The 24,091-nt window shown below is 49.2% G+C and carries 24 protein-coding genes; 2 read left to right on the top strand and 22 right to left on the bottom strand.

What is annotated here, in order from left to right; genetic code table 11:
• Positions 1 to 227 precede the first annotated feature (227 nt).
• From I8U19_RS09395 to recA, 10 genes are all read right to left on the bottom strand, one after another.
• A complete protein-coding gene (locus I8U19_RS09395; protein ID WP_198055760.1) occupies positions 228 to 1,175 on the bottom strand; it encodes a dipeptidase in 948 nt (315 codons plus the stop codon).
• Positions 1,176 to 1,252: 77 nt separating this feature from the next.
• Complete coding sequence (locus I8U19_RS09390) at positions 1,253 to 1,513, bottom strand: stage V sporulation protein S (RefSeq protein WP_022737614.1); 261 nt, start codon at positions 1,511 to 1,513, stop codon at positions 1,253 to 1,255.
• 121 nt (positions 1,514 to 1,634) lie between these two features.
• Positions 1,635 to 2,426, bottom strand: a complete 792-nt coding sequence (locus tag I8U19_RS09385; protein ID WP_198055759.1) for a TIGR00282 family metallophosphoesterase — start codon at positions 2,424 to 2,426, stop codon at positions 1,635 to 1,637.
• Between the two features lie 60 nt (positions 2,427 to 2,486).
• Positions 2,487 to 4,031, bottom strand: a complete 1,545-nt coding sequence (gene rny / locus I8U19_RS09380; RefSeq protein WP_033099676.1) for a ribonuclease Y — start codon at positions 4,029 to 4,031, stop codon at positions 2,487 to 2,489.
• Positions 4,032 to 4,426: 395 nt separating this feature from the next.
• Complete coding sequence (locus tag I8U19_RS09375; RefSeq protein ID WP_033099675.1) at positions 4,427 to 5,095, bottom strand: ATPase; 669 nt, start codon at positions 5,093 to 5,095, stop codon at positions 4,427 to 4,429.
• Between the two features lies 1 nt (position 5,096).
• Entirely contained in the window at positions 5,097 to 5,342 is a 246-nt protein-coding gene (locus I8U19_RS09370) for a hypothetical protein (protein ID WP_152568466.1), read from the bottom strand.
• A complete protein-coding gene (locus tag I8U19_RS09365) occupies positions 5,281 to 6,795 on the bottom strand; it encodes an AAA family ATPase (protein ID WP_052153950.1) in 1,515 nt (504 codons plus the stop codon). Before I8U19_RS09365 ends, I8U19_RS09370 begins: the two co-directional genes overlap by 62 nt.
• Positions 6,792 to 7,775 carry a metallophosphoesterase family protein gene (locus tag I8U19_RS09360; protein WP_033099673.1) on the bottom strand — a complete coding sequence of 328 codons (984 nt, stop codon included), beginning with the start codon at positions 7,773 to 7,775 and terminating at the stop codon, positions 6,792 to 6,794. Before I8U19_RS09360 ends, I8U19_RS09365 begins: the two co-directional genes overlap by 4 nt.
• The gene (locus I8U19_RS09355) at positions 7,775 to 8,425 is read right to left on the bottom strand and encodes a RecX family transcriptional regulator (RefSeq protein ID WP_160173795.1); all 651 of its coding nucleotides are present in this window, start codon (positions 8,423 to 8,425) and stop codon (positions 7,775 to 7,777) included. Before I8U19_RS09355 ends, I8U19_RS09360 begins: the two co-directional genes overlap by 1 nt.
• Positions 8,426 to 8,459: 34 nt before the next feature.
• Positions 8,460 to 9,545 (bottom strand): recombinase RecA, encoded by a 1,086-nt coding sequence (recA, locus tag I8U19_RS09350; protein ID WP_033099671.1) that lies wholly within the window; start codon positions 9,543 to 9,545, stop codon positions 8,460 to 8,462.
• 210 nt (positions 9,546 to 9,755) lie between these two features.
• Here recA and I8U19_RS09345 point away from each other — a divergent pair, with 210 nt between their 5' ends.
• Positions 9,756 to 10,070, top strand: a complete 315-nt coding sequence (locus I8U19_RS09345; RefSeq protein WP_033099670.1) for a metal-sulfur cluster assembly factor — start codon at positions 9,756 to 9,758, stop codon at positions 10,068 to 10,070.
• On the top strand, positions 10,039 to 10,353 hold the full coding sequence (locus I8U19_RS09340; RefSeq protein WP_198055823.1) for a hypothetical protein: 315 nt from the start codon (positions 10,039 to 10,041) through the stop codon (positions 10,351 to 10,353). Before I8U19_RS09345 ends, I8U19_RS09340 begins: the two co-directional genes overlap by 32 nt.
• An 88-nt stretch (positions 10,354 to 10,441) precedes the next feature.
• On the opposite strand, the gene I8U19_RS09335 is transcribed toward I8U19_RS09340, so the two are convergent.
• The 12 genes from I8U19_RS09335 to yfmF all read right to left on the bottom strand — a co-directional run bounded on the left by I8U19_RS09335 (position 10,442) and on the right by yfmF (position 23,998).
• Entirely contained in the window at positions 10,442 to 12,019 is a 1,578-nt protein-coding gene (locus I8U19_RS09335; RefSeq protein WP_033099668.1) for a DEAD/DEAH box helicase, read from the bottom strand.
• On the bottom strand, positions 12,016 to 13,269 hold the full coding sequence (locus I8U19_RS09330) for a competence/damage-inducible protein A (protein ID WP_033099667.1): 1,254 nt from the start codon (positions 13,267 to 13,269) through the stop codon (positions 12,016 to 12,018). The genes I8U19_RS09335 and I8U19_RS09330 overlap by 4 nt, the downstream gene beginning before the upstream one ends.
• A 31-nt stretch (positions 13,270 to 13,300) precedes the next feature.
• Positions 13,301 to 13,885, bottom strand: coding sequence for a CDP-diacylglycerol--glycerol-3-phosphate 3-phosphatidyltransferase (gene pgsA / locus I8U19_RS09325; protein WP_198055817.1), 585 nt, complete (start codon positions 13,883 to 13,885; stop codon positions 13,301 to 13,303).
• Positions 13,886 to 14,163: 278 nt separating this feature from the next.
• Positions 14,164 to 15,075: a helix-turn-helix domain-containing protein gene (locus I8U19_RS09320; RefSeq protein ID WP_160173794.1), complete on the bottom strand. Its 912-nt coding sequence runs from the start codon at positions 15,073 to 15,075 to the stop codon at positions 14,164 to 14,166.
• Between the two features lie 127 nt (positions 15,076 to 15,202).
• Positions 15,203 to 16,636, bottom strand: a complete 1,434-nt coding sequence (locus I8U19_RS09315; protein ID WP_033099664.1) for a helix-turn-helix domain-containing protein — start codon at positions 16,634 to 16,636, stop codon at positions 15,203 to 15,205.
• A gap of 379 nt (positions 16,637 to 17,015) precedes the next feature.
• On the bottom strand, positions 17,016 to 18,140 hold the full coding sequence (locus I8U19_RS09310; RefSeq protein ID WP_033099663.1) for a helix-turn-helix domain-containing protein: 1,125 nt from the start codon (positions 18,138 to 18,140) through the stop codon (positions 17,016 to 17,018).
• Positions 18,141 to 18,174: 34 nt separating this feature from the next.
• On the bottom strand, positions 18,175 to 19,248 hold the full coding sequence (locus I8U19_RS09305) for a helix-turn-helix domain-containing protein (protein ID WP_198055758.1): 1,074 nt from the start codon (positions 19,246 to 19,248) through the stop codon (positions 18,175 to 18,177).
• 45 nt (positions 19,249 to 19,293) lie between these two features.
• On the bottom strand, positions 19,294 to 20,058 hold the full coding sequence (locus I8U19_RS09300) for a DUF3388 domain-containing protein (RefSeq protein ID WP_198055757.1): 765 nt from the start codon (positions 20,056 to 20,058) through the stop codon (positions 19,294 to 19,296).
• Positions 20,059 to 20,216: 158 nt separating this feature from the next.
• Positions 20,217 to 20,471 carry a DUF3243 domain-containing protein gene (locus I8U19_RS09295; RefSeq protein ID WP_198055756.1) on the bottom strand — a complete coding sequence of 85 codons (255 nt, stop codon included), beginning with the start codon at positions 20,469 to 20,471 and terminating at the stop codon, positions 20,217 to 20,219.
• A gap of 86 nt (positions 20,472 to 20,557) precedes the next feature.
• The gene (ymfI, locus tag I8U19_RS09290; protein WP_033099659.1) at positions 20,558 to 21,307 is read right to left on the bottom strand and encodes an elongation factor P 5-aminopentanone reductase; all 750 of its coding nucleotides are present in this window, start codon (positions 21,305 to 21,307) and stop codon (positions 20,558 to 20,560) included.
• 107 nt (positions 21,308 to 21,414) lie between these two features.
• Positions 21,415 to 22,707: an EF-P 5-aminopentanol modification-associated protein YfmH gene (gene yfmH / locus I8U19_RS09285; protein WP_198055755.1), complete on the bottom strand. Its 1,293-nt coding sequence runs from the start codon at positions 22,705 to 22,707 to the stop codon at positions 21,415 to 21,417.
• Entirely contained in the window at positions 22,694 to 23,998 is a 1,305-nt protein-coding gene (gene yfmF, locus I8U19_RS17645; protein WP_033099657.1) for an EF-P 5-aminopentanol modification-associated protein YfmF, read from the bottom strand. The genes yfmH and yfmF overlap by 14 nt, the downstream gene beginning before the upstream one ends.
• Positions 23,999 to 24,091: the final 93 nt, after the last annotated feature.

Below are 24,091 nucleotides of genomic sequence, written 5' to 3'. Positions count from 1 at the left end.
CACACTACACAATATGAAATGAAAAAAAATTTATATCAACTCTTGCCCCGAGAGGATTCAAAACCCCCCCTGTGGCGAGTGATAGCATTTTCATGTATTAATTCTAGTCCTCTGCCAGACAAAAAGCAACCTATTAAACTTTTCTCTCTTTGGAATTTATCTGTTAAAAATCCCAATAAACCCTCTGTGAGAAGATGAGATTCATTTTGCTCGCATTTTTTGCTGTTTTATAAAGATAATTGTTTTTCGTAAAATCGGTAGCCATTTTCCCAAGACCATTTTTTCACAGAAGACTCAGGGAATGCCTTTAAAAGGGCCTCTGTTAGGTAATGTATGTAACGATAACTCTCCAGATGCTTGATTTTGTAGCTGATTCCGTCAAAATCCGAGCCGAAGAAAATATAATCCTCCCCTCCCAGCCCGCACAGGTGATCAATATGTTTCAGCACATGGGAAATCGACGCATCCGGATAAGAAACATGGACAAAAGACGGGACAAAAGTAACCCCGATTCTTCCATCCCGTTCGATCAGGGCCCGGATCTGGTCGTCTTCGAGATTTCGCTTATGCGGACAGATGGCCCGGCAATTCGAATGTGACGCGAGAATCGGCAGTTCTTCCTCCCCGATGACCTCCCAGAATCCCTTCACCGACAGATGGGAAACATCGAGGATCATGCGCAGTCGTTTCATCTCCTCAATCACTTGCCGTCCGAACCGGGTCAATCCTCCTCCACGTTCCTCCTCAATTCCGTCGGCCACTTCGTTGGCATAATTCCAGGTAAGACCCATTTGCCGGATTCCCAGACGCCACAAGAGCCGCAGATTGGTCAGTTCCCCTTGCAGGGCATCCGCTCCCTCAAGCAGCAGAAGCGCCCCGATCCGTTCCGGCGAACATTCTCTCAAACGCTTGCGATCGGCAATCAAGATGACATTTTGCTCGTCCTGGATGATCTCTTCATAAAAGAGGTCGATCTGCTTCAAAGCAACTTGGAGCCGCTGCGCTTTGGCTACCGTCTCCGGTACCCAAACAGCAAAAACTTGCAGAGCGACCGGCGCTTCCCGCAAATTAAAATACGAACTGTCCAGCTTCGATTGAGGGTCGTAGAACTTATGCTTCACCGGATCTTTCCACATTTTGCTCAGTACATCACAATGTCCATCCAGCCATTGCATATTTTTCACCTCATATTTATAAAAAAAACCTGTCTATAAAAATAAACAGGTTTTTTTGAATATATCGATTAGATAAATTAGCGCGGTTCCACGATTAATTTAATCGCGGTTCGCTCTTCACCATCGATCACAATATCCGTAAAAGCAGGAATACAAATCAGATCAATCCCGCTCGGCGCCACAAATCCTCGTGCGATCGCAACCGCTTTAACAGCTTGATTCAGCGCCCCTGCGCCAATTGCTTGCATCTCTGCTTGACCACGTTCACGCAAGACCCCGGCGAGTGCACCAGCAACAGAATTCGGGTTAGATTTTGCTGAAACCTTTAATACTTCCATGAAGGTACCTCCTCGATGGTTGGAGTGAATCCACTACTTCTATCCTATTCGACTTCTTCGTAAAAATTCCTTCTAATTTACATTGATACAGCTAAAAAATCACAAATAAATTTATTTAAAATCAACCGATCAAGGGGTGATCTTCATCGATCTGAATGCGCTTCATCTGTTTCGCTTTTTTGCTCTGTTTGTCCAGATCAATCAGAACAGCATTAAATTTTGCCTTTCCTTTGGCCACTTCAAAGCGAACCGGCATCTGCGTTAAAAATCGTTTGATCACTGCGCTTTTTTCCATGCCGATCACACCGTCTGCGGGCCCGACCATCCCGACATCCGTAAGGTAACCCGTGCCCTTGGGCAAAATCCGTTCATCCGCCGTTTGCACATGGGTATGAGTACCGATCAGCGCAGAGATCCGTCCGTCCAAATACCAAGCAAGCGCCTGTTTTTCAGAGGTGGTTTCGGCATGAAAATCGACCAGGACCATGGAAGAAGGAATTTGGTTCAAGATCTCATCCGCTGTCCGAAACGGGCAATCAAGCGCCCCCATATAGGCTCTTCCCATCAAATTTATCACCGTTAAGCGGCCCGCTTGTGTCGAAAAAACGGAAAACCCCTTCCCGGGAGTATCTTTGGGGTAGTTTGCCGGACGTATGATATTCGGTTCATCGTCGATAAAATCGAAGATTTCCGGTTGAGACCAGGTATGATTTCCCAAGGTGATGCAATTGACTCCCGCATCCAGCAATTCTCTTATCGCATGGCGCTGAATGCCTCTGCCGTTGCCGGCCGCATTCTCCCCATTGGCCACAATGAAATCCGGTTCGTAGATCTGAATCAGCTTTGGCAAATAATTCACAACGGTTTGTCTTCCCAATGCGCCTACAATATCACCGATCATTAAGATTCTCATAAAATATTTTAGCCTCCACAACCAGATGCTGAGAAAAAATAAAGCGGCCAAAAGGCCACTTTATTTCGCGTACTCCACCGATCTTGTCTCCCGGATGACCGTTACCTTAATATGGCCGGGATAATCCAACTGATTTTCAATTTGTTTCGTGATCTCGCGGGCCAAACGAGCAGCTTCGGCATCATCCACTTCCTCCGGTTTTACAATGATGCGGCATTCACGCCCTGCTTGAATGGCATACGATTTTTCCACACCGTCGAACGAATCACAGATCTCTTCAAGCTTTTCCAGTCGCTTGATATAAGCTTCCAACGTTTCACGGCGCGCTCCCGGTCTGGCTGCAGACAATGCATCGGCGGCCCGAACCAGTACGGCGATGACGCTCGTCGCTTCACAGTCCCCGTGATGGGATGCAATGCTGTTGATTACAACGGGGTGCTCTTTATATTTTTTCGCCAATTCCACCCCGATATCCACATGGGAACCTTCAATTTCATGGTCAATTGCCTTTCCGATGTCGTGCAACAGGCCCGCTCTTTTCGCCAAATGAATATCTTCACCCAGTTCAGCGGCGAGCAAGCCGGCCAAATGAGCCACTTCCATCGAATGTTTAAGCACATTTTGACCATAGCTCGTACGAAATTTCAAGCGCCCGATAATTTTGATCAGATCAGGATGCAATCCGTGAACCCCTGTTTCAAAAGTGGCTTGCTCTCCGTATTCACGAATTCGCTCATCCACGTCACGACGCGATTTTTCCACCATCTCTTCAATGCGCGCCGGGTGAATCCGCCCGTCGGCAACCAGTTTCTCCAGTGCCACCCGGGCCACTTCCCGCCTGATCGGATCAAATCCGGAAAGAATCACAGCTTCCGGCGTATCATCAATAATGAGATCGATTCCGGTCAGGGTTTCCAAGGTTCGGATATTCCGCCCTTCCCGTCCGATAATACGCCCTTTCATCTCATCATTTGGCAAGGTGACCACAGAAACGGTCGTTTCGGCCACATGATCCGCAGCGCAGCGCTGAATGGCCAATGACAGGATTTTGCGCGCGCGGCGATCTCCTTCTTCCAACGCCTCCTGCTCCATCTCTTTGATGATCTGGGCCGTTTCATGGCGCATTTCGTTCTCCACTTTGGCCAGGATCAGTTGGCGCGCTTCCTCTGTGGTCAAACCGGATATTCTTTCCATTTCTTTTGTCTGTTCCTGGTATAGCTCATCGATTTGTCGCTGTTTCTTTTCAATTTCCCGTTCGCGCTGATTCAGATCTTCTTCACGCTTTTCCAAAACATGTTGCTTTCGTTCCAGCGTTTCTTCTTTCTGATTCAGCCGCCGTTCAATGCGGTGCAATTCATTGCGTTGTTCGCGAATTTCCTTTTCCGCTTCACTTCGCAAGCGATGCGCCTCATCGCGAGCTTCAAATATCTTTTCTTTCTTGAGGGCTTCCGCTTCCTTGTTCGCTTTATCCAAGATTTCAGCAGCCTCTTTTTCCGCACTTCCGATCCGAGCTTCTGCTGCTGTCTTTCGAATCCAATAACCGATTCCGATTCCGATTCCGAGAGAGGCAAACAGCAGAATGACGTCAGCTACGTCCAAAACCATCGTCCTTCGCTCACCCCCTCTGTCTCTATTTACAAAACAAGACCGATGAACTCGGTCTTCTCTCGTCCGCCGTCATGTTTTGCTATACCAGGTGAAGGCTGGGAAACCAGCTAACATTTTCAAACTTCACTTTTAGTCAACAACCATACACGGAACCAGAAGAGATATCCTTACCTCTAAAAAAAGGCAAAGATACATTACAATTGTATAATTTATACATTCTCATTGTCAAGGCAGAAGGCAAGCCGCCTCTTCGTTCCACCGGATAAAATGACAGCGCTTTCACGACTTCTTTTTATTTTTTCATTAATTCTGAATGCAGTCAAGTCCATTTGAAAAAATAAGAGAGCCCCGCGAAAGGGGCTTCCGGCCGGGCAAAAGATACAGACCGGCTTTTACAGGCTGGCTGCTTTGCTTTTTTCCACCTCCGATTTTCCACCTGATAGTTTGACATAATAGGCAGTATCGGCCGATTCCGTCAAGTGAACGTTATGAGTGACCAGGATGATCTGCCGGCCAAACGTTTCCGCCACCGATTTGAGAAATTCGATCATCGGAATGATAAAATCTTCACTCACATGCTTACCGGGTTCATCGAGAATAATCGGCCCTTCCAAACGGGGTTTTACCGTCTCGATCAGGGCGATGCGCAAAGCTAAAGAGACGACATCGACAATACCGCCGCCCCGTGCATCCTGCGGTTTGTTTTTAAATGTCTGGCCCTCCCATTCGGAAACAACATAAAAGTCTGCCGTAGGATTCCCTCCGTGCTCGGATAATTCAATTTCAAAACGAAATGAGGGGCCAAACACGTATTTGAGCGCATTGGTCACCAATGTTTCCAACTGCTGTTTCGCCTGCATGCGGGCATGTTCCGCAGAGAGTTGGAATAAAACCCTCACCTTGTCCAGAAGGTCGCGTTCCCGAATGCAAACATTCCATCGCTCTTCTGTTTCCCGCAAGCTTTCCAGGTGCAAATCGCGCTCCGCTTTGCGGCTGACCAGCTCCGTTCTCGCCGCCCTGAGCGCTTCCTCCAGCTGATGCAGTGAAGCGTCCGCACCCATTTTACTTATTCAACTCCTGAGGCAGGTAGCTCCATGCTTTCTCCAGATCCTCTTTGATTTCCTTTTCCAGCCGCTCAATCTCTTCCTGCAGCTGATCCGGCTCTACTCCCAGCTCCTTGGTCTCCCTCAGTATCTCTTCTTCCTGCCGCTCCAGATTTTCCAGACGCGCTTCCGCTTTTACCAGGTCACTTTTGGCCTTCTCCAGTTGCATGCGAATCTGCTTGATTTTCTCTTCCAGCTGCTGCACGCGCATAACCTCCTTGGTATTCATTCATGATATGTTCAATGATCGAACCGCTGATCGGCGACCCGCAAGTAGGACAGGTTCCCTGCTGTTTTAAAAGCTCTGCCCATTCATTTGTCAGCCGGATAATGGTTTGCTCCTGATCATGGATATACTGTTTGCCCCTGGAGATTCTGTCCCGGACGTCAGTAAGGTTCCGATGGAACGTTTTCAATTTTCGGAGAAGTTCACTCTTGGACTCAAGCGGCGGCAACACAGTCCCCAATCCCCGGGCCCGGCGTTGCTGTTCACTCACTCTCCCCCGCAGAAAGCCGATCTCCTTTTGCAGGCTTTTCACTTTCGCGCCAAGCTGCATCAGCGTTTTCAAACGGCTCATTTTCTCGCGGGCAGCCTCATACGACCGGCCGGCCTCCGGAACCTGTTCCAAACGCTTCTGCTCCTTCTCCCAATGGCTGCGCTGCTCGCGAAGGTTGTCCCATTTACTCTTTAACTGGATCAATCTCATCCCTGTCTGCTTTTTGGCTTCGGAAGATCGCAAAGCCTCCTCCGCCAGGGGAAGCCGGTCCGCAGCCTGAATCAGCTGCCGGTTCTCCCCTATTTCCCTCTGCACACGCAGCCATTTTTCCTGCTGCCTTGTCCATTGCCGGGCGAGGATGATTTTTTGTTCCAAGCGGGCGACCGCAGCTTCGGCGAGAGAGAGGTTTTTCAGTTTCGCAATCGTCTCTTTTTCTTTTTGTTTGCTGCTTTCAATCGTTTGCAGCGCATGCACATGCTTGCGCAACGTTTCCAGAAGTTCCTGCTTGCGGCGCGCCTGATAAAAGGCTTCTTCCGCCGTCTCCAGGTCGCTTTCCAACTGATCCAGGTTTCCGTAAGGTTTCAGCTTCTCCTCCAGCTTCTCCCGCTCTTCTTCCAGTCGCCTGATCTCGCTGTTCAGCGCCAACCGGTCCCCGTTCGTTTTTTTCAGCGCGTTATCAATCAGGTGGGCTCCGCTGATACGCCCGATCGTCTTCGCCTTTGTCTGGCTCGATTCAAACAGGAGAAACGGGCTTTCCAACTGCGTTCCAAAGTGAACCAACATCTCCTTTTGATCCAGCTTGACCGGTTGGATTCGATGGACATCGGTCACCTCCTGGGGAACGGTGTTGCCGAATCCCTCAAATATCTGCTCCGTCCCGTCCGGTTTCCTCAGGATATAGCGATTTACCGACGAACTGCGCAGTCTGATCACTTCCGTTCCATCGGCAAAGATGAGGGAAACGCGGCATTCTTTTGCTCCGGTACGGATAAATTCACTTCCGCGAGGGATATTGAACAATACCCAGCGAAGCGCCCTCAAGATCGCACTTTTTCCGCTGTCCGAAGGGCCGACAAAGACGTTCAGCCCATCCGAAAAATCGATTTCGGTATAGTGGTGGGACTGAAAATTCTCGATGATCAGCTTTTGAAAACAATTCAATGGCCGCTCTCTCCTCCCGCTTCCTGTTCAATGGCGATCCGCCGCTGGGCCTCAAATTTCACTTCATCCTCCACGTCGTTCATGCGGGAAATCTCATCGATGATATCCAGGACGTCGATCGCCTGAAAATCAGCCGCAGACCGAACCTGCTGCACAAAAGAGGTTAATTGCTCCTGACGGTAAGCCGCTTTTTCCAAATAAGAGCGGTCAAGCACCTCATCTCCCCTTTTTGCGCAGGTAAGGGGAATGAACCGCACGTCAACGTCCCGCCCGAGCTCAAGCAAAACCACTTGCGGCATCCGCCTGATTTCGGACGGGTGATTGTTGATTCGCGCCAAGGCCCCCGGATTGACAATATATTTGCCATCACGGTGCTGCACGGGAAATCCTGCGTGATAATGCCCCGTCAATAAGATATCCACATCATCAGACCAAGCATCGTGAATCATCGTATGGGGAACTCCGTCGGGCAATGCCCGGTCAACCAACATGCCGTGAACCATGTGAATGCAGTAGTCCGCCTCCATTTCATTTTGCACGTGGTAATCCGCTTTGGGATCCCTTTTATCCAGGTCATAGTGAAAAGGTTGCCCGCTCAGCTGGATGACCAGTCCGTCTTTTTCCAGTTTCACCTTTTCATCCCCGCTGATCAGGCGGATCACCCCAAAGGCATCCAACAATCCCAGCATGGTCCGCGGAGTGGTGGCGGGATTGTGCCCATAGATATCATGATTGCCGGCAATGGCATAAACAGGGGCGGGAAACTGCCGGAAAAGACGGGCAAACTCACGAACGACTGCCGGCGAGAGATTGGGCCGGTCAAATACATCGCCACCGTGCAAAATGAAATCCACTTGCTCCCGTTCGGCTATTTGAATGACCTCTTCCAGCTTAAGCCTGATGGTTTGCTCAAACTGATCGGTTCGGCTGCGCGGTGAAGTCCCGCGAATGTGGGTATCCGTCATATATAAAATCCGCATCACCAATGCTCCTTTTCCTCTTCGTACCGCGTGCGTAACTGGTTCAGCACCGACCGAACCACTCCCATCGAATAACCTTGACGCAGCAGGTACTGCCCCAGGCGCCGCTCGACGGTGGGCCAGGGTTCACGGCCAATACGAAGATAGCGCCTTTCGGCAACCTGCATTGCCAACTGGCGCTCTTTGTCCTGGTCCACCTCTGTCAGGGCTTCATCGATCAAAGATAAATCGATTCCTTTTCTCATCAATTCCTGTTTCAATCTGCGGCTGCCATATCCCTTGCCATGCATCCGCTCATTCACCCATTGCCGCGCAAATTGGCGATCGTCGAGATAGCCCGATTTTTCCATCTCGGCGATCACCTGACAGATCATCTTTGCGGAAAAATCTTTTCGTTCCAACTGCTGCCTTAATTCACAGGCTGTTCGCGGCTTATACGAAAGAAAGCGCAAAGCTGCCATCCTGACCTTGTTATATTCCTCCGCAGCCAGAATTTCTTCCAACTGATGCCGATCCATTTCCATCCCTTTATGTAACCGGAAACGAACCAAAACATCCTCATGGATGGAGCAAAAGGGTTCCCCATCCACTTCGATCTGGTAGCGTTTGGAACGAGCCGATTGTTTTTCAATACGGGTGATTCTGTTCATCGTTCCCTTCATCCATTCTGCTCCGGCTTAAAGATCAAGCCAAATCGAGAGATTCTTCCGGTTTACTTTTGTCTTTTGCCTTTTTCCCCTTTTTCTCTTCTTTGGTTTCGGTTTCTGCGACCGGCTCTTTGATCAGAGGCAAATCAAAGTGGGTGCGAATGCGGTTTTCGATTTTCAGACAGAGTTCCGGATGTTCTTTCAGGAACTGCTTGGCGTTCTCCCGCCCCTGACCGAGACGGTCCCCTTCAAACGAATACCAAGCGCCGCTCTTGTTGATAATATCCAGTTCCGCGCCGATGTCGAGCACGCTTCCCTCTTTGGAAATGCCTTCGCCAAACATAATATCGACATCCGCTTGTTTAAAAGGCGGTGCGACCTTGTTTTTCACCACTTTGATCTTCGTGCGGTTTCCAACCATGTCATTTCCTTGTTTGATCGACTCCTGACGTCGAACTTCCAGACGCACGCTGGAATAAAACTTCAGTGCGCGCCCACCCGGAGTCGTTTCCGGATTTCCAAACATGACGCCGACTTTCTCGCGAATTTGGTTAATAAAGATGGCGACCGTTTTCGATTTGTTGATCGCTCCGGACAACTTCCGCAGCGCCTGGGACATGAGACGCGCCTGCAGCCCTACGTGTGAATCGCCCATCTCCCCTTCGATCTCCGCTTTTGGAACCAATGCCGCAACCGAATCGATGACGATAATGTCAACCGCTCCGCTGCGCACCAACGCTTCTGCGATCTCCAGCGCCTGTTCTCCCGTATCCGGCTGGGACAACAGGAGCTCGGAAATATCGACGCCAAGTTTTTGCGCATAAATCGGGTCCAGCGCATGCTCGGCATCGATAAAAGCTGCCGTCCCGCCCAATTTTTGCACCTCGGCAATCGCATGCAATGCGACCGTCGTTTTCCCCGAGGATTCAGGACCGTACACTTCAATAATGCGTCCTCGCGGAAAGCCGCCGATCCCCAGCGCGATATCCAAAGCCAATGCTCCGGAAGAAACGGTTTCCACCTGCGGGGTGACTTCTTCTCCCATCCGCATGATCGAACCTTTGCCGAATTGCTTCTCTATCTGCCTCAATGCCATTTCCAACGCCTGACGACGATCTGACATTCATGTTCCCCCTCTATCCCATTAATCACATATCAACATCATACCCTGTTTTTTCTCTCCTGCCAAGATCATTTACGAACATTTATTCGATTTTCGGTGAAAGATGCAGGCCGGACCAGCAATGGGAAGGCATAAACGTTTTCTGTAGTGTGAGATCGGAAATATTGTGGTACATTACTACTTGAAGAAGAGAAAAAGGAGGAGCGCCCAATGGACAAAGAAGCTCTCAAAGAGCAGATAATGGAAAAATTGGAAGAAGTAAATGACCCTGAGTTAAATATCGACATCGTTAACTTAGGTCTTGTCTATAATGTGGAGATTGATGATGAAGGGAATGTCAAGATCACGATGACCCTGACGGCAATCGGTTGCCCGCTGGCAGGAACCATCAACGAGCAGGTAACTGAAGCAGTGAAACAGGTGGACGGCGTGAAAGAGGTGGAAGTGGACATCGTCTGGAATCCGCCCTGGGATAAAAGCCGCATGTCCCGCTATGCCAAAATCGCGCTGGGCATTCCCGATTGAGTTGCCGCGAAAAACAAACGAGCCGGAAGAAATCCTCCGGCTCCATTTTATGTTTTCCGTTCTTCCGGTTCGCTTCCTTTCCCCGCGGCATCGCGTCATTGGCGAACCGCCCCATTTCCTCCGATTGCGGCCTAACCCGGGCAGCAAATCAACCCCCGTTTCCTCATGGCGCCTGGCAATCTGCTCGGATGCAGTTCAGCTGCGGGCGCAAGCCGCGATTGCTGGCGGAAACGTCCTGCAGAGGCTCCATTTTGTCTTCAGCCGGGATTCTCTTGTAAAATGAGCCCTTGGCATCTCCGCACTCATCAGTGCCGCCGGTTATCCATAAAAAGCCAGGCATCCGTTTTCGATACCTGGCCTCTTAAAAAACTTTATTTTCGCGGGCGAGCAGGCTCCATGTTCACCCGGGCACCATTGATTTTGGACTGTCTGAGCGCTTCGTATACAAATGGCGCGACATCTTCCGGTACCTCGACAAAAGAGAAGCGGTCATAAATATTGATTTTGCCCACTTGGCGCAAAGCGATCCCGGCGTGTTCCGAGATGGCCTTGGCCAATTCCTGCGGGCGCAGATTCGCATTGCGACCGACATTGATGAAAAAGCGGACCATGCCCGGCGCAGCTCCCGTTTCTCCAAAGTTATAGGTGGTGTCGATATTTTTGACAAAACGATCGGAGAAAGCCAAATATAATGCAGCCTCTGCCACCTTTTCCGCCGAAAACTTGCCGCTGAGCTGATCCACCAATTCATCGAACAGCGTAAGATCGGCATCGGATTGGATAATCTCTTCGATTTGGGCGATCCACGAGGCTTGCTGTTTGGCGGCTACTTCTTCCAATGTCGGCAGTTCGCGCGCTTTGAGCCGGGCACCTGTTTCCTCTTCAATCGTTCTGAGTTGCTTCATTTCCCTCGGTGTCACCAGCGTGAGGGCCACCCCGTTTCTCCCCGCACGGCCGGTTCGCCCGATTCGATGGACATAACTTTCCACATCTTGCGGAATATCATAGTTGATGACATGGGAGACGCTTCCCACATCAATTCCCCGAGCCGCGACATCAGTCGCCACCAAAAGTTCGATCTCTCCGCCGCGAAAAGCATTCATCACACGATCCCGCTGCTGTTGCGCCAAATCCCCGTGCAGGCCGCCGGCGAGGTAACCTCTGGCTTGCAGCGACTCCGTCAATTCGTCCACACCCTTTTTGGTGCGGCAGAAAATGATCGACAAGTCGACTTCTTCGCTGTCCAAAATCCGGCACAGCGCCTCAACCTTGGTATTTTCCAAAACGCGATAATAATATTGCTTAATGACCGGAACCGTCACCTCACCCCGGTTGACCGTGATGTAGCGCGGCTTACGCATGTATTTGTTGGCCAGTTGCCGGATCGTCGGCGGCATTGTGGCCGAGAAGAGCAGAAGCTGACGGTTTTTCGGCAAAAAGCGGAACACATTTTCGATATCATCGATAAAGCCCATGTCGAGCATTTCATCCGCTTCGTCCAGGACAACCATCTCCACTTGTTCCGTATTGATGGTGCCACGGCGCAAATGATCCAATAAACGCCCGGGCGTACCGATGACCACATGGACTCCTTGTTGCAAAGCCTTAATCTGCCGACCGATCGACTGTCCTCCATAAATCGGCAGCGTCTTCACCCGTTTGGGACGGCCGATTCTTCTCAATTCTTCCGATACCTGGATCGCCAACTCACGGGTTGGAGCCAGAATCACACTCTGAATCACCCGTTCAGCAGGATTGATGCGCTCCAAAACCGGAATCCCGAATGCGGCCGTTTTTCCAGTGCCGGTTTGTGCCTGACCGATGACATCTTCCCCCCGCAAAACGGCGGGAATGCACTCCGCTTGAATCGGAGAGGGCTCTTCAAAGCCCAAATCTTGGATTCCGCGTAAAATTTCTTGGCTTAATTGAAACTGATCAAAACGATTCATCTTGTTGTTTCACCTTTCTTTAAACGTTGCTGAAGGATGAAGCAGGCATGTTTGGCAGCCAACAGCCGAATGCGCCGGCGCGTACCCCGAAGCCTGTAACAGTACACGCGGGCAGGCGATCCTGCCTCCTTCAATCCAATATAAACGAGGCCCACCGGTTTGTTTTCAACTGAGGCCGGACCGGCTACACCGGTAATCGATAACGCAAAATCGGTTCCGAACTGCCGGCGGGTATTTTCCGCCAGAATTTCGGCGACCTGAAAACTGACCGTCCCGTGCTTTTCCAACACATCCGCCGGGACTTGCACAATCTGGTTTTTACTTTCGGCAGAATAGGAGACAAAACCGCCGCGGAACACCTCGCTGCTGCCGGGAACAGAGGTGAGCAGTTCAGAAAGCAATCCGCCTGTGCAGCTTTCCGCCACGGAAACCGTCCTGCCTTGCGCAGCGAGAGAGGAAACCAGAACTTCCTCAAGCGACCGGTCTTCCTCGCTGAAGCAAAAATCGCCGACTCTCGCCAAAATTTCTTTTTTTACCGGCTCAATCAACGCCCTGGCTGATCGTTCATCCTTTGCCTTGCTCGTTAACCTCAACACAACTCCGGCCTCTTTGGCGTAAGTGGCTATGACCGGATTTCCGTATTGCTGGATCAAATCCTTTATTTTTTCTTCCAATAAGGATTCACCGATGCCGAAAAACGAGAGAGGTTGCGAAACAATCGCCTGTTTTCCATAAAATTGCTGAAGCAAGAAGGGGCGCACGCTCTTTTCAAACATGGGGATGAGTTCATTTGGAGGGCCAGGAAGCAAAACATAGGTAACATCGTGATGGGAAACAGCCAGCCCTGGAGCGGTGCCATGATCATTTTGAAAGACGGTTCCACCCGGAAAAACAAACGTTTGTTTATAATTGTTTGCGGGCATCGACCGGCCCCGGTTCGAGAAATAACGCTCTAACCGCCCGGTTACTTCAGGGTCCTGCACCAGGTTGACCCCGATGAACTCTGCCAGCGTCTCTTTGGTCAAATCATCCATTGTCGGCCCGAGTCCGCCGCAGAGAAAGACAAGCTTGGAACGGGCATGAGCGGAACGGAGAACCTCCAGAAGCCTATTCGCATCATCACCGACTGACGTATGCAAGATCACCTCGATTCCAAGCGACACGCATTCGCGGGATAAAAACGAGGAGTGTAAATCGACTGTTTCGCCGAGAAGAAGCTCTGTTCCAACCGTAATAATCTCCGCTTGCATCAAATCGATCCTTTCCCTGTAAACCGTCCCTTTACTGTGTCTTAGTAAGGGTAACAATTTTTCTATTTTTATAGAAGTAATCAAGCCCGGAAATAATCGTAATCAGCACTGCCAGCCAGGTAGCCACGAGTGAAAACGGAAATGAAATCGTTGAAAAAGGAACGTTATTCAACATCAAGGAAACAATGGCCACGATTTGAATGATCGTTTTCAGCTTGCCAAGCGGGCTGGCCGCAATGATATATCCTTCAGCCGCTGCGATCAACCGAAGACCTGTTACGGCGAATTCACGGCTGATAATGACGATGGCAATCCAAGCATCCAGGCGCTGCATCTCGACCAAGGAAACGAGTGCCGCCGTAATCAACAATTTATCCGCCAGCGGATCCAAAAACTTCCCCAAATTGGTCACCATTTTGTTTTTTCGGGCGATGTAACCATCCAGTCCATCGGTGACCGCCGCCAATATGAAGATCAGTGTCGCAATCATTTCATTCATTTTTAGAACGACTGAACCCATTTGAATTTGCCCGATATCAAACCGCACGAGCAAAAAAATCATCACAACCGGCACGAGGAAAATGCGGGCTAATGTAATTTTGTTGGCCAGGTTCACTACAACCAACCCTCCTGGCATGAACTGATTTCTCCTTGGCAGTTTCTTCCCCTGCCATGATCATTTGGAAGTGAACCATACTTGTTGGCTCGTAAGACCATCTTACAAGATTTAAGCTGTTTTGGTTAGAACTCATTTGCTTATTTTTTGTCAACGTACTTCCTCCAAGGCAGGAAAGACCCAGTCTAATTCTTCCGTAAGTATAAACCATGCACTTCTCGCATGTCAAAAAAGAACAGAGAGGTGATCATTTCCTCTCTGTTCCATTTTCTCCTTTTTTATTCATTTTGAGACTGTTGGCCGTCAGACTCAACCCGTTTAAATTGGAACAAAGAGACTGCCTTTTGAGCCGAAGTATCGATCAAGACGCCATTGGCATGGAGCTGGACCCGGTCCGGATGATCAATCCTGAGCGATATCCATTCCTTGTCTGTAAACGTCACCGTTTGTCCGGCAGCCAATTCTTTGTCGGCGATCAAATCTCCGTTCGGTCCGCCGGATCGGGCTCGAATATCCGTCGGCTCTTGGGCAGCAATGGTTAATTCAACCTGATCGGCATTGGAAATTCCGTATACGTCACCGTATTTTGATCCAGTTTCCGCCGACTCCAAAATAGTCACTACCGGCCTTTTCGCGGAAACGGGAGCGACCGTGCCATCGCTTTCCTCGGAGGATTGAGCAGGGGTTATGCTTTTCACAGCGTTCACCTGCGGCTTATTCATTCCGAAAATCAACCAAACGATCACGCCGGCCGCCACGAGCAAGACGGCAATCGAACTGATTAAGATCCATTTCAATTTTTTATTCAATACTTCAATTTCGTTCAGCAAAACAATTTTGACCCGTTCCCAATCCGCTTTTTTTCGGCGTTTGACTTTTCTGCTTTTCGCTCTGGAAAGAGAAGCGTTTTCCTCCTCAGAAGCTGGCACCGGCAAAGACTCATTCACCGCCGCATCCTCGACCACTGTCGTCCGATAGTAGCGTAAAAGGGGATTAGGGTCGATTCCCAGCACTTTGGCGTAGGATCGGATAAATCCTCTGACATACAAAGGGTCAGGCAAAGCTGAAAAGTCCGCCCTTTCTAAGGCTTCGATGTAATCAGGCTCCAGACCGGCCCGGTCGGCCGCTTCCGAGACACTCATCTCTAGCTGTTCTCTTGTTTCTTTTAATTGTTCAAAGGGATTGGCCATCGCAATCATGTACCTCCCGTGATTGTGTTCAGTGGCCCAACTTCTTCAGTATAGCCCACAAACAAAAGATCCGTCAAAAAAACAAGCCCTAAACGAAACAGGGCTTGCTTTCTCAAGAGGATAATGGTTATTGCACATATTTAATGTGAACATATCTTGACGAATTGACCGCTTTTCCATTTACGGTCACAACTACACCATCTGACGGTTTCAAGCCGATATACAAATCCGGCCCGTGGCTGAAATCGTAGTTATACGTCCAGGACTCCCCTTGCTTGATCGTCACGTCGGCAAATTTATTCACACTGCCGGTCGCGCTTGGCAGATTGTCTGTCAACTGGATCAAGCATTTCCCCGAAACGGCTTTGATCACGAGATTCACTTTTTCTTCGCCGCTCCAGCGATAGTTATTCACATTGTTTCCTTGTTGCATCAACATCAATTTCCCTGTCGGAGATGCCATTGGTTCAGGATTTGCCGGCAGGGTTCCCTGATTTGATGATACGGTTTGAGTCTTTGGCGCCGATTCATCCGGCGCTTCATTCCCATTATTCATATAGGAAACAACGGCCCATGCCACCGGAATGCACAGCACTAATCCGGCGATCGCAATGGCCACCGAGCGCTTGATCGGCCAATTAAAAGCAAATTTCTTCGCCGATTTTCGATTTTTGACGGCGCTTCTGCTTAAACGTTGCAACTGTGTCGCTTGTTGTTCGGGTGCCGCTTCCATACTGGCACTGATTTCTTTTGCCGGAACAGGTGGAAGGGACACGGAGGTCAAGCCCGTTTTCGTTTTTGAAACCCGGGATAACGGTCCCGAACCGGTACGCCCTGTGGGTTGCGGTCCGGTGATTCCCCGTTTCGGGATATTCGATTGTACCGGCAATTCCCGTGTTCGCTTTGCGGGTACAGGAAAAGGCATTTCTTTATTCAGCTGTTCCTGATTTGATTGTTGAGCTGCCGCGGCCGTTTGATTCGGTCTTGTATCAGACTGCTGTTGCTGGTTGGGCAAGACCGCCCGCATCATGGTGGTATTGGAACGCATATATCCAACATCGCGCCTCGCCAGTTCCCGATTGCGCCGCGCACTGTCATTATCCGTTTTCGGAGCCGTCAATGCCGTCTTTGTATCGATCCGCTGCCCGGATTTTTGGTTTAAAGGTTTGCGAAGCATCGTCTCTTGAGACACAACGCCTTGAGGGCCTGTCCCGCCTGACACAACCGGTATTTTCCCCGTTTGCCCGAGCGGGGGAAACGGAAAGGTTTGTGTCTGGGACAAATCCTTTTCAGTTACTGCCTTATGTACACCGGTAAAACGCTCTGCCTGTTCTATTTTCCGGTAATGGCGCAAGATATGATGTGGCTCTACTTTGACGCAGTTGGCATAAGAGCGAAGATAGGTTCGAACGTAAAATGGACTCGGTAATTTATCAAACTCTCCATTCTCAATCGCAATCAGAAATGATTTTTGAATTTTCGTTTTTTCTTGTAGTTGGTCGAGGGACAGTCCAATCGCTTCTCGGGCTTGTCGAAGATACGAACCAATTTCGACAGACACCCCAGCCACCTCCTGAAAGGTTGTTGAACCATCGCTTTTTTGCACCTGGCTGTTGGTTCGGCAACCTTATAAAATTGTAAATCTCCATTTATTTGCTATTCGTTTTTTTACAATTGGCTGGCATAATCCTTTTTTCTCACATGATTTACCAGCAAAAAAACATGCACCGTCTTCGCAACAATTTATGATATTATGGGGAATCCATATTTTTCAGACTAACAGAGGTACCTTGACAAAAGCAAGAACCAATCCAGCATTCTCTCGCAACTCAGCATAAAAACACGAACTATTTCGACGGCGCACTTCTATAAACACAATTCGATTCAAGCATACCACGCTGATTCTTCTGTGTCAAAAAAAGCTCTCCAAAAAGAGAGCTTTACTGAACAAAAGAAATATAAATATCCTTTTCATCAGTGTAAACATCGGTTTTTACAGGGAAATTATTAATGGTAACAGAAATATTATTAGGTTTAAATAATTTCAGCCAAATCCCAGTCGAAAAAGACTGGGAAAAATCCGGTCTGTCAGGGTTTACCTCTCCCGCAGCAACCGGTGAGCCTATCTCCTGTTGTCTGACCTCATAGCCGCTTCCGCTCCCTTTTAACCATTTGATCTTTAATTGGAGCTTGTCGGCATTTACAAGTTCATAACGATCGGTGCCATATGTGGAGGAATTGAGAGGCGACAGAATCGGTTGACGATCCCCGGCCTCATGTTTCCCCTCGATTTTCGCTTGCACCGTTTCCATGTCAGGCTTGGCATCAGAAGCATTTTCCATGCGAAACCACATGAATGCTACGGCGGCAATCACGAGTAGGATCGCCCCGATGATCAGCAGAATGGTGTAAAGCTTCCCAAAGGTGAATCCTTTTTTCTTATCCGAATTTCTATGCTCACTCCGTGAACTGCGGCGGGTAAGTACAGGCGGGTCATTTTTGGCAGGAATACCAAGTTCCCCGGAATCCGGAAGAGCAGACTTTCTCGAAGAAGGACTCCTCCTTTTCGGGCCAAGGTCAGCTGTTTCATCCGGCTCCGTCATGCCGGTTTCGTATTCTTCCGCCGCCCGATAGGCATTCGTCTGTCTGAATCGCTCTGACCGCGAACGATAGGCACGCTCCTCCGTCTCACGGACACGGCTTCCGGATAACCCCCTTTCCTCTTGGGGCGCGTAAGTCATCTCCGGCTCATCGTTCCCGTACCCTGTCGGCCCGGCGGAGGGAAGAGAAAGGCGACTGCGGCTGGCATTGTTTGCAGTCAGGGCGTTCCGGTTCGCCTGATTCTGGAGTAAAGCAAGCAAGGCTCCGGGATTTTCTCCCACCGCGATCGCATAACTGCGAACATATGAACGAACATAGATCTGCCCCGGCAAAAGATCAAATCGCCCGGTCTCGATCGCGGCTAAATACTTTTTTTGGATTCGAGTGCGCGCTTCAATATCGTCCAAGGTAAGCCTCAACGATTCGCGTGCATATCTCAACCTCTTTCCAATCTCAACGGACAACCAAAACCCTCCTCATCCAACACAAAAACGCCGTTTACTTGCTGATTTTAACACGATAGCTTTTGACTGTATCCTGTGCATCTGTATTAATTTCTTGACCATTTACCGAAATTTGCACATTGGAAGGGGTGCCGAGGCGAAACCAAATTTCATCTTTCCCCTTTGTATCCAACACCACTTCTTGTCCGACTTTCAATGTGAATTCTTCCGGTCTGTCATTGTAGGAAGGAGCGTAAATAACCCGCGATTCACCGTTTTCCCCTTTCAAAACGACTTCCAGCTTGTCCACATTCGAAATCGTGTATAATTGTCCTTCATACGGGTTATCCGATATTTCTCCTTCTTGCAGGATCGGGTTGTTCGCAGCCAAAGCATTGGCATTCCCAATTGGGGCCGGTTGACTTTGCTGCGTTCTGGGTGAAGTATAACCGGCGTGCGAGGATGGATGGCTGTTTCCCCAGTAGTAGTACGCTCCCGCCCCGATCAAAAGAAGCGCACCAATGGCCACCGCCACAGTAAGCTTAGATGATTTTTTTCCATTTTTCAATGCTTCTTTGCTTTTTTGTTTGCTTTCCAAAGCAATGCGTCGCGGAACAAACGTCGTTTGCTCAACCGCTTTCGCCTGAAACGGCGGCAGCGACAAATTTTGGGAATTTACGGGAGCCAATGGCACCGGATAGTTCGCTCCTCCTTCTCCTTGCAATCCGGAGGATGCCCTGTTCGTCACCGGCTGCGGCAATCTCAGCTGCTGTTCGGCTGGCAAGGCGACTCTTCCGGTTTGACCGTTAAATGAAGGCTCGGGCAAATAATCCGAAACACCGGGAGTCAAATGCTGAGATGGTCCGGCAGATCTGGCTGTTTCCGAAATCCCAGGCGATTGCACCTGCCGCTCAAACCTTTCCAACAAAGGCCGCGCGTCCACACCCAAACTCTTGGCATATGTCCGCAAAAAAGCTTTGGCATAAAACGGACTGGGCAGAAGTTCAAATTGTTCATTTTCGATCGCTTGCAGGTATTCCAGGTGAATATTGGTCACCTGCTTCATTTGTTCAAGCGTATACCCGTTTTGTTCTCTCACACGTCTTAAATAAACTCCGATCCCCGCCATTTCCCTATCCCCTCCCAAGCAAAAAACTAAAAAACTGCAAAAAACTCAAAACTCGTTAAAGCCGGTTTCCAGCATATCGTATGTGATTTCCTCATCAGGAAAATTCCTGAGCTCGATAATATAATCGAAATCATCCATTGTATATTCTGTCTCTTTCACAAACACATCAGGATGTTCGATCACTTTGGTCGCCGGCATGCGCAGGATTTCCCGCACCAGCATGTCGTGCCGCTCAGTCGCCCGCAACGTGGAAACAATCCCGTCGATAATGTAAACATGCTGCTCCGATAACTCATCCTGTGCCAATTGGCTGCGAATCGTCTGTTTTAACAACGTGGATGAAACAAACGTCCAGCGTTTATTCGCACAAACACTGGCGGCCACGACCGATTCCGTTTTTCCGACGCGAGGCATTCCCCGGACACCGATCAACTGATGTCCTTCTTTTTTGAATAATTCAGCCATAAAATCGACCAATAACCCCAATTCTTCTCTTGTAAAGCGGTATGTACGCTTGTCTTCCAGACAGCGATCGAGGTAACGTCCATGTCGTACCGCCATCCGGTCCATTAATTTCGGTGGTCTCAGAGCAGTGATGGTGATATTGTCAACGCGTTTCAATATTTGAGCCAGTGCATCAATTTTTTGATGATCTTCCGTCTTCAGCAGCATTCCGCGACGGTTATTTTCAACACCATTAATTGTCAATATATTAATGGAAAGCATCCCCAGTAATGAGGCGATATCACCAAGTAAACCCGGACGATTTTTGTGAATTTCATACTCCAGATACCACTCGTGGTTTTTCACATAACCACACCCTTTACCCGATATATAGGGGTTTATTATGTTTTTTAGTATAGCACATCAGCAAAGTCGGGAGAAAGATGCAAATCAAATAAAACAATTTAAGAACAAATTAAAACACCCAAAAATATCGGGTGTTTTAATTCGCGAACTACATACCGTTATTTTTTTCCATCGTCAACTAATTTCACCATCAAACCTGCCATCACGCGCTGTTCATTTTCGTCCGCGACGCTCCAGAGGTCTTTTAACAAGCGTTCCTGGTCATTTTGCGGATCAATATCCTTGGCCAGGTAATCACCGAGCTGATAGGCCAGGTCAGAGATGGTGTTGGCATCCATGCCCATTCCTTTCGCTTGGTCCACGCGCTCGGCAAGAAAGTTTTTCCACTCCTGAAAATTATCCAACACAGACATTTTGCATTTCCTCCTTAGATGCTGTTCAACGTTCCTAGGAGGTAATATGAGTTTATTTCCCTTATTTTATGTATTGGAAGTTCATTTCAGGTATACCAGCCACCGTTGACCGCCAGAACTTGACCTGTGACGTAGGCCGCCTCCGGCAAACAAACATAACGGATCAAGGAGGCCACCTCTTCCGGCAGCCCCAGCCTCCCAGCCGGTATCTCTTCCGCAAGGCTGCTTCGTTCTTCCCTGGTCAGCTGCCTCTCCAACATCGCGGTCTGTATTGCTCCCGGGGCGATTGCATTTACTGTAATTCCGGAAGGGGCCAACTCTTTCGCCAGCGCTTTGGCCATGCTGATCTGTGCCCCTTTTGCCGCCGAATAAAGCACTTCACACGCCCCACCTGTTTGCCCCCAAATGGAAGAAACCAGCACAATCCGCCCTTTTTGCTGTTGAATCATGGCCGGGAGAACGGCTTGAACCAAGGAAAATGCGCCGCGTACATGTGTATCCATCACCTGGTCGTAATCCTTTTCCGTCATGTCTTGAATCAACCCCGCCACGCTGTTTCCCGCAGCATGGATTAAAATCGTCGGATTGCCAAAATGATGGGTGATTTCCCGGTAAGCCGCAGATACGGACTCCCTGTTTCTCACATCGACCGGCACAGCCAGCGCCCGCACTCCGAACCGGCGACAAATCTGCTCTGTCTGCCTGGCGACCGTTTCCGCTGAATGATACCCAATTATCACATCTGCTCCGGCTGCGGCCAATTCGACTGCCGCCGCTTTTCCGATTCCGCCGCTCCCCCCTGTGATCCAGGCGATTTCACCATGCAATGGTTTCACTCGATCTCCCTCCAACAAAAATGCGCCCAATCGGACGCATTTTTCAGTCAATGTTTATGTCGGGGCTCTCATCCCCGCATGTACGATCAATTGCATCTTTTCAGCCATCATGAATGAGGGCGCACAATCGAAACAGCAAAACGATTCCAATCAATATGCTGTTGCATGCGCCGGTTTATATCGTCTACGCTGAGACTTTCCAGCACGGGTATGATTTTGAACAAATCCGCATCGTTAAAGCGATAGTTGGTAAACTGATTGGCAATCCACTCCGGCGAGTTGAGGAAACGCAAATTGGCCCCGATCTTTTTTTTGCGAATCCGTTCAAAGGTTTCGGGAGATATCCCCTGTTCCACCCGTTTCGGCAGTTCATCGCGAATTCTTTGCAACAGCTGATCCGGATCAAAAGTATCCCCGCCGATCATGGAAAATCCGTAACCGCGATCCAGCGAATAATCACAGCCAAAGCTGTCATCGATCAAGCCGTCATCATACAGGGACTGGTAAAGCTCGGAAGAGGAGCCGATGAGCGCCTCCAGGACGATCTGGGTGGCCAGCTCCTGTTTCATCAGGGCTTCCCCCGTCAGGTTGACAGCATCTTTCCCTTCCTTAAAGCCAAACAAACATTTGGATATCCCTACACTCAGTTCCATTTCCTTCACTTTTTCCGCCACCTGATCAGGTTCATCCGGGAAAAAGCGGTGAATCTCCTTGATCTCATCAAACGTTTTGGCCGACTGATTTTCGCGGATCAGTTCTATCGTCGCCTCAGGGTCGACCGGCCCAACCAGGAACAGAAGCATATTGCTCGGATGATAAAATGTTTGGTAACAGGTGTAAAGCAACTCTTTTGTAATTTTGGAAATCGACTCGATGGTGCCGGCGATATCAATTTTAACCGGATGTTGTTGATACATCGCTTCAATCAAGCCAAAATAGGAGCGCCAGTCGGGATTGTCGTCATACATTCGGATTTCCTGGCCGATAATCCCTTTTTCCTTTTCCACATTTTGATCCGTAAAGTAGGGACTTTGCACAAAATCGAGCAGGGTCGTCAAGTTCTTTTGCACCTGGTCCGTGCAGGAAAACAGGTATGCCGTACGAGTAAAACTCGTAAACGCATTGGCTGAAGCTCCCTGGCGGGAAAACTCCTGAAACACATCTTCCCCTGAAGGCTGCTCAAACATCTTGTGTTCCAAGAAGTGAGCGATTCCGTCCGGGACAGACATCTTTTCTTGCCCCTGAACCTGAAAGGTGTTGTCAATCGAGCCGTATCGGGTGGTAAAGGTCGCATAGGTCTTGTTAAAGCCGGGCTTTGGCAACAGATATACCTGCAGCCCGTTGGGCAGTTTTTCGTAATACAAGGTTTCTTCAATCTGCCGGTGCTCAATTTTTTGCATTCGCGTTTCCCTCCTGGTCGCGCAAGAAGTAAATGGTTTCAAGCTGAATTTTTTCGGCAACCCGCGTAATATCCTCTTTGCGCACCTGCTCAAGATCATGAAGCAACGCTTCCAGCGTTCTTTCCCTTCCGCTCAATACCGACTGATTAAAATGGAAATGAATCAGTTCAAACGAACGATCCTGCTGTTCTTTCAGCTGATTGGAAAGCGTCGCCTTGGTCTGATCCAATTCCTTGTCACTGATATCTCCCTGCTGCATGGCCGCCAACTGTTTCTTGATGATATCCACCGCTTTTTCAAAGTTGGAAATTTCGATCCCCGACTGGATGATGAGCAACCCTTTGTGGCTTTCCAGCCTGGATGAACAGTAATAAGCGAGACTTGCTTTTTCGCGCACGTTCAAAAACAATTTCGAGTGGGGAAACCCGCCGAAAATGCCGTTGTACATCATCAAAGCGGGATAATCATCATCCTGGATGGTCACGTTGGTTCGGCATCCCAGATTGAGTTTTCCCTGCTTCACATTGAGGCGGTCAATGACTGTTTTTTCCTTGCGCGCTGCGGAGTGAACCGCTGAAGGCACAGCAAGCGTTTTCCGCCTCTGCCGAAGTGAATCGCCAATATTTCTCTCCAAACGTTTTACCACATCGTCCGCAGAGACATTGCCGACGCAATAAATATCGATTGGGCAGGTTTGAATCACTTCCTGGTAATATGTATAGAGATTCTGCGCGTCAATCTGCGGCAAATCCTCGATCCGGCCATGGTTGAACAGCGCGTATGGCTCACCTTTGCACATCTCTTCCACCATGCGCTGGGAGGCATATCGGATCTTGTCATCTTGAAGGCTTTCAATTTTCTGTTTCAAATTTTTCTTTTCCGCCTCCACATAGGAAGCTTTAAAGCCTCCCTGTTCCAAGTGCGGTGAAAACAAGGCTTCACTAAAAAGATTAATTCCTTCATCCAACAGGGATTTTTTCTCGCTGAGATACCGTTCGTTGGCAATTTCCATCCCGATCTGGATGAGATGGCGCTCCCCCCGTTTGAACACATCACCAAACAGTGTCGCACCGTAAAAAGAATCCAGTTTTCTCCTCAATTCGATCGTCGTGGGGTAAGAAGCTGTTCCCCGCTGAAGCACACTCGGCAAAAGTGCTGTTTTCGTCACATATTCCGGCTTTAATTCCTGAGCGATAAACGCCAGCAACGCCGTCGTCTTAAATTTTTCGCTCGAGCAGACGTGAACGCGCACGTCGCCGATTGAAACGGTTTCAAATTGGATTGTCGACACGTTGACACCTCTCCTTTTTAAATGGGCCGATGTATAAACATTATAGTCTAATTAGCCGCGGTTGGAAACGATAACCACTTATAGTATGACCGA

Source organism: Thermoactinomyces sp. CICC 10523 (assembly GCF_016055105.1).
GTDB lineage: Bacteria > Bacillota > Bacilli > Thermoactinomycetales > Thermoactinomycetaceae > Thermoactinomyces_A > Thermoactinomyces_A daqus.
The sequence above is the reverse complement of the archived record's forward strand: the minus strand, read 5'-3'. Positions and strand labels throughout refer to the sequence as shown.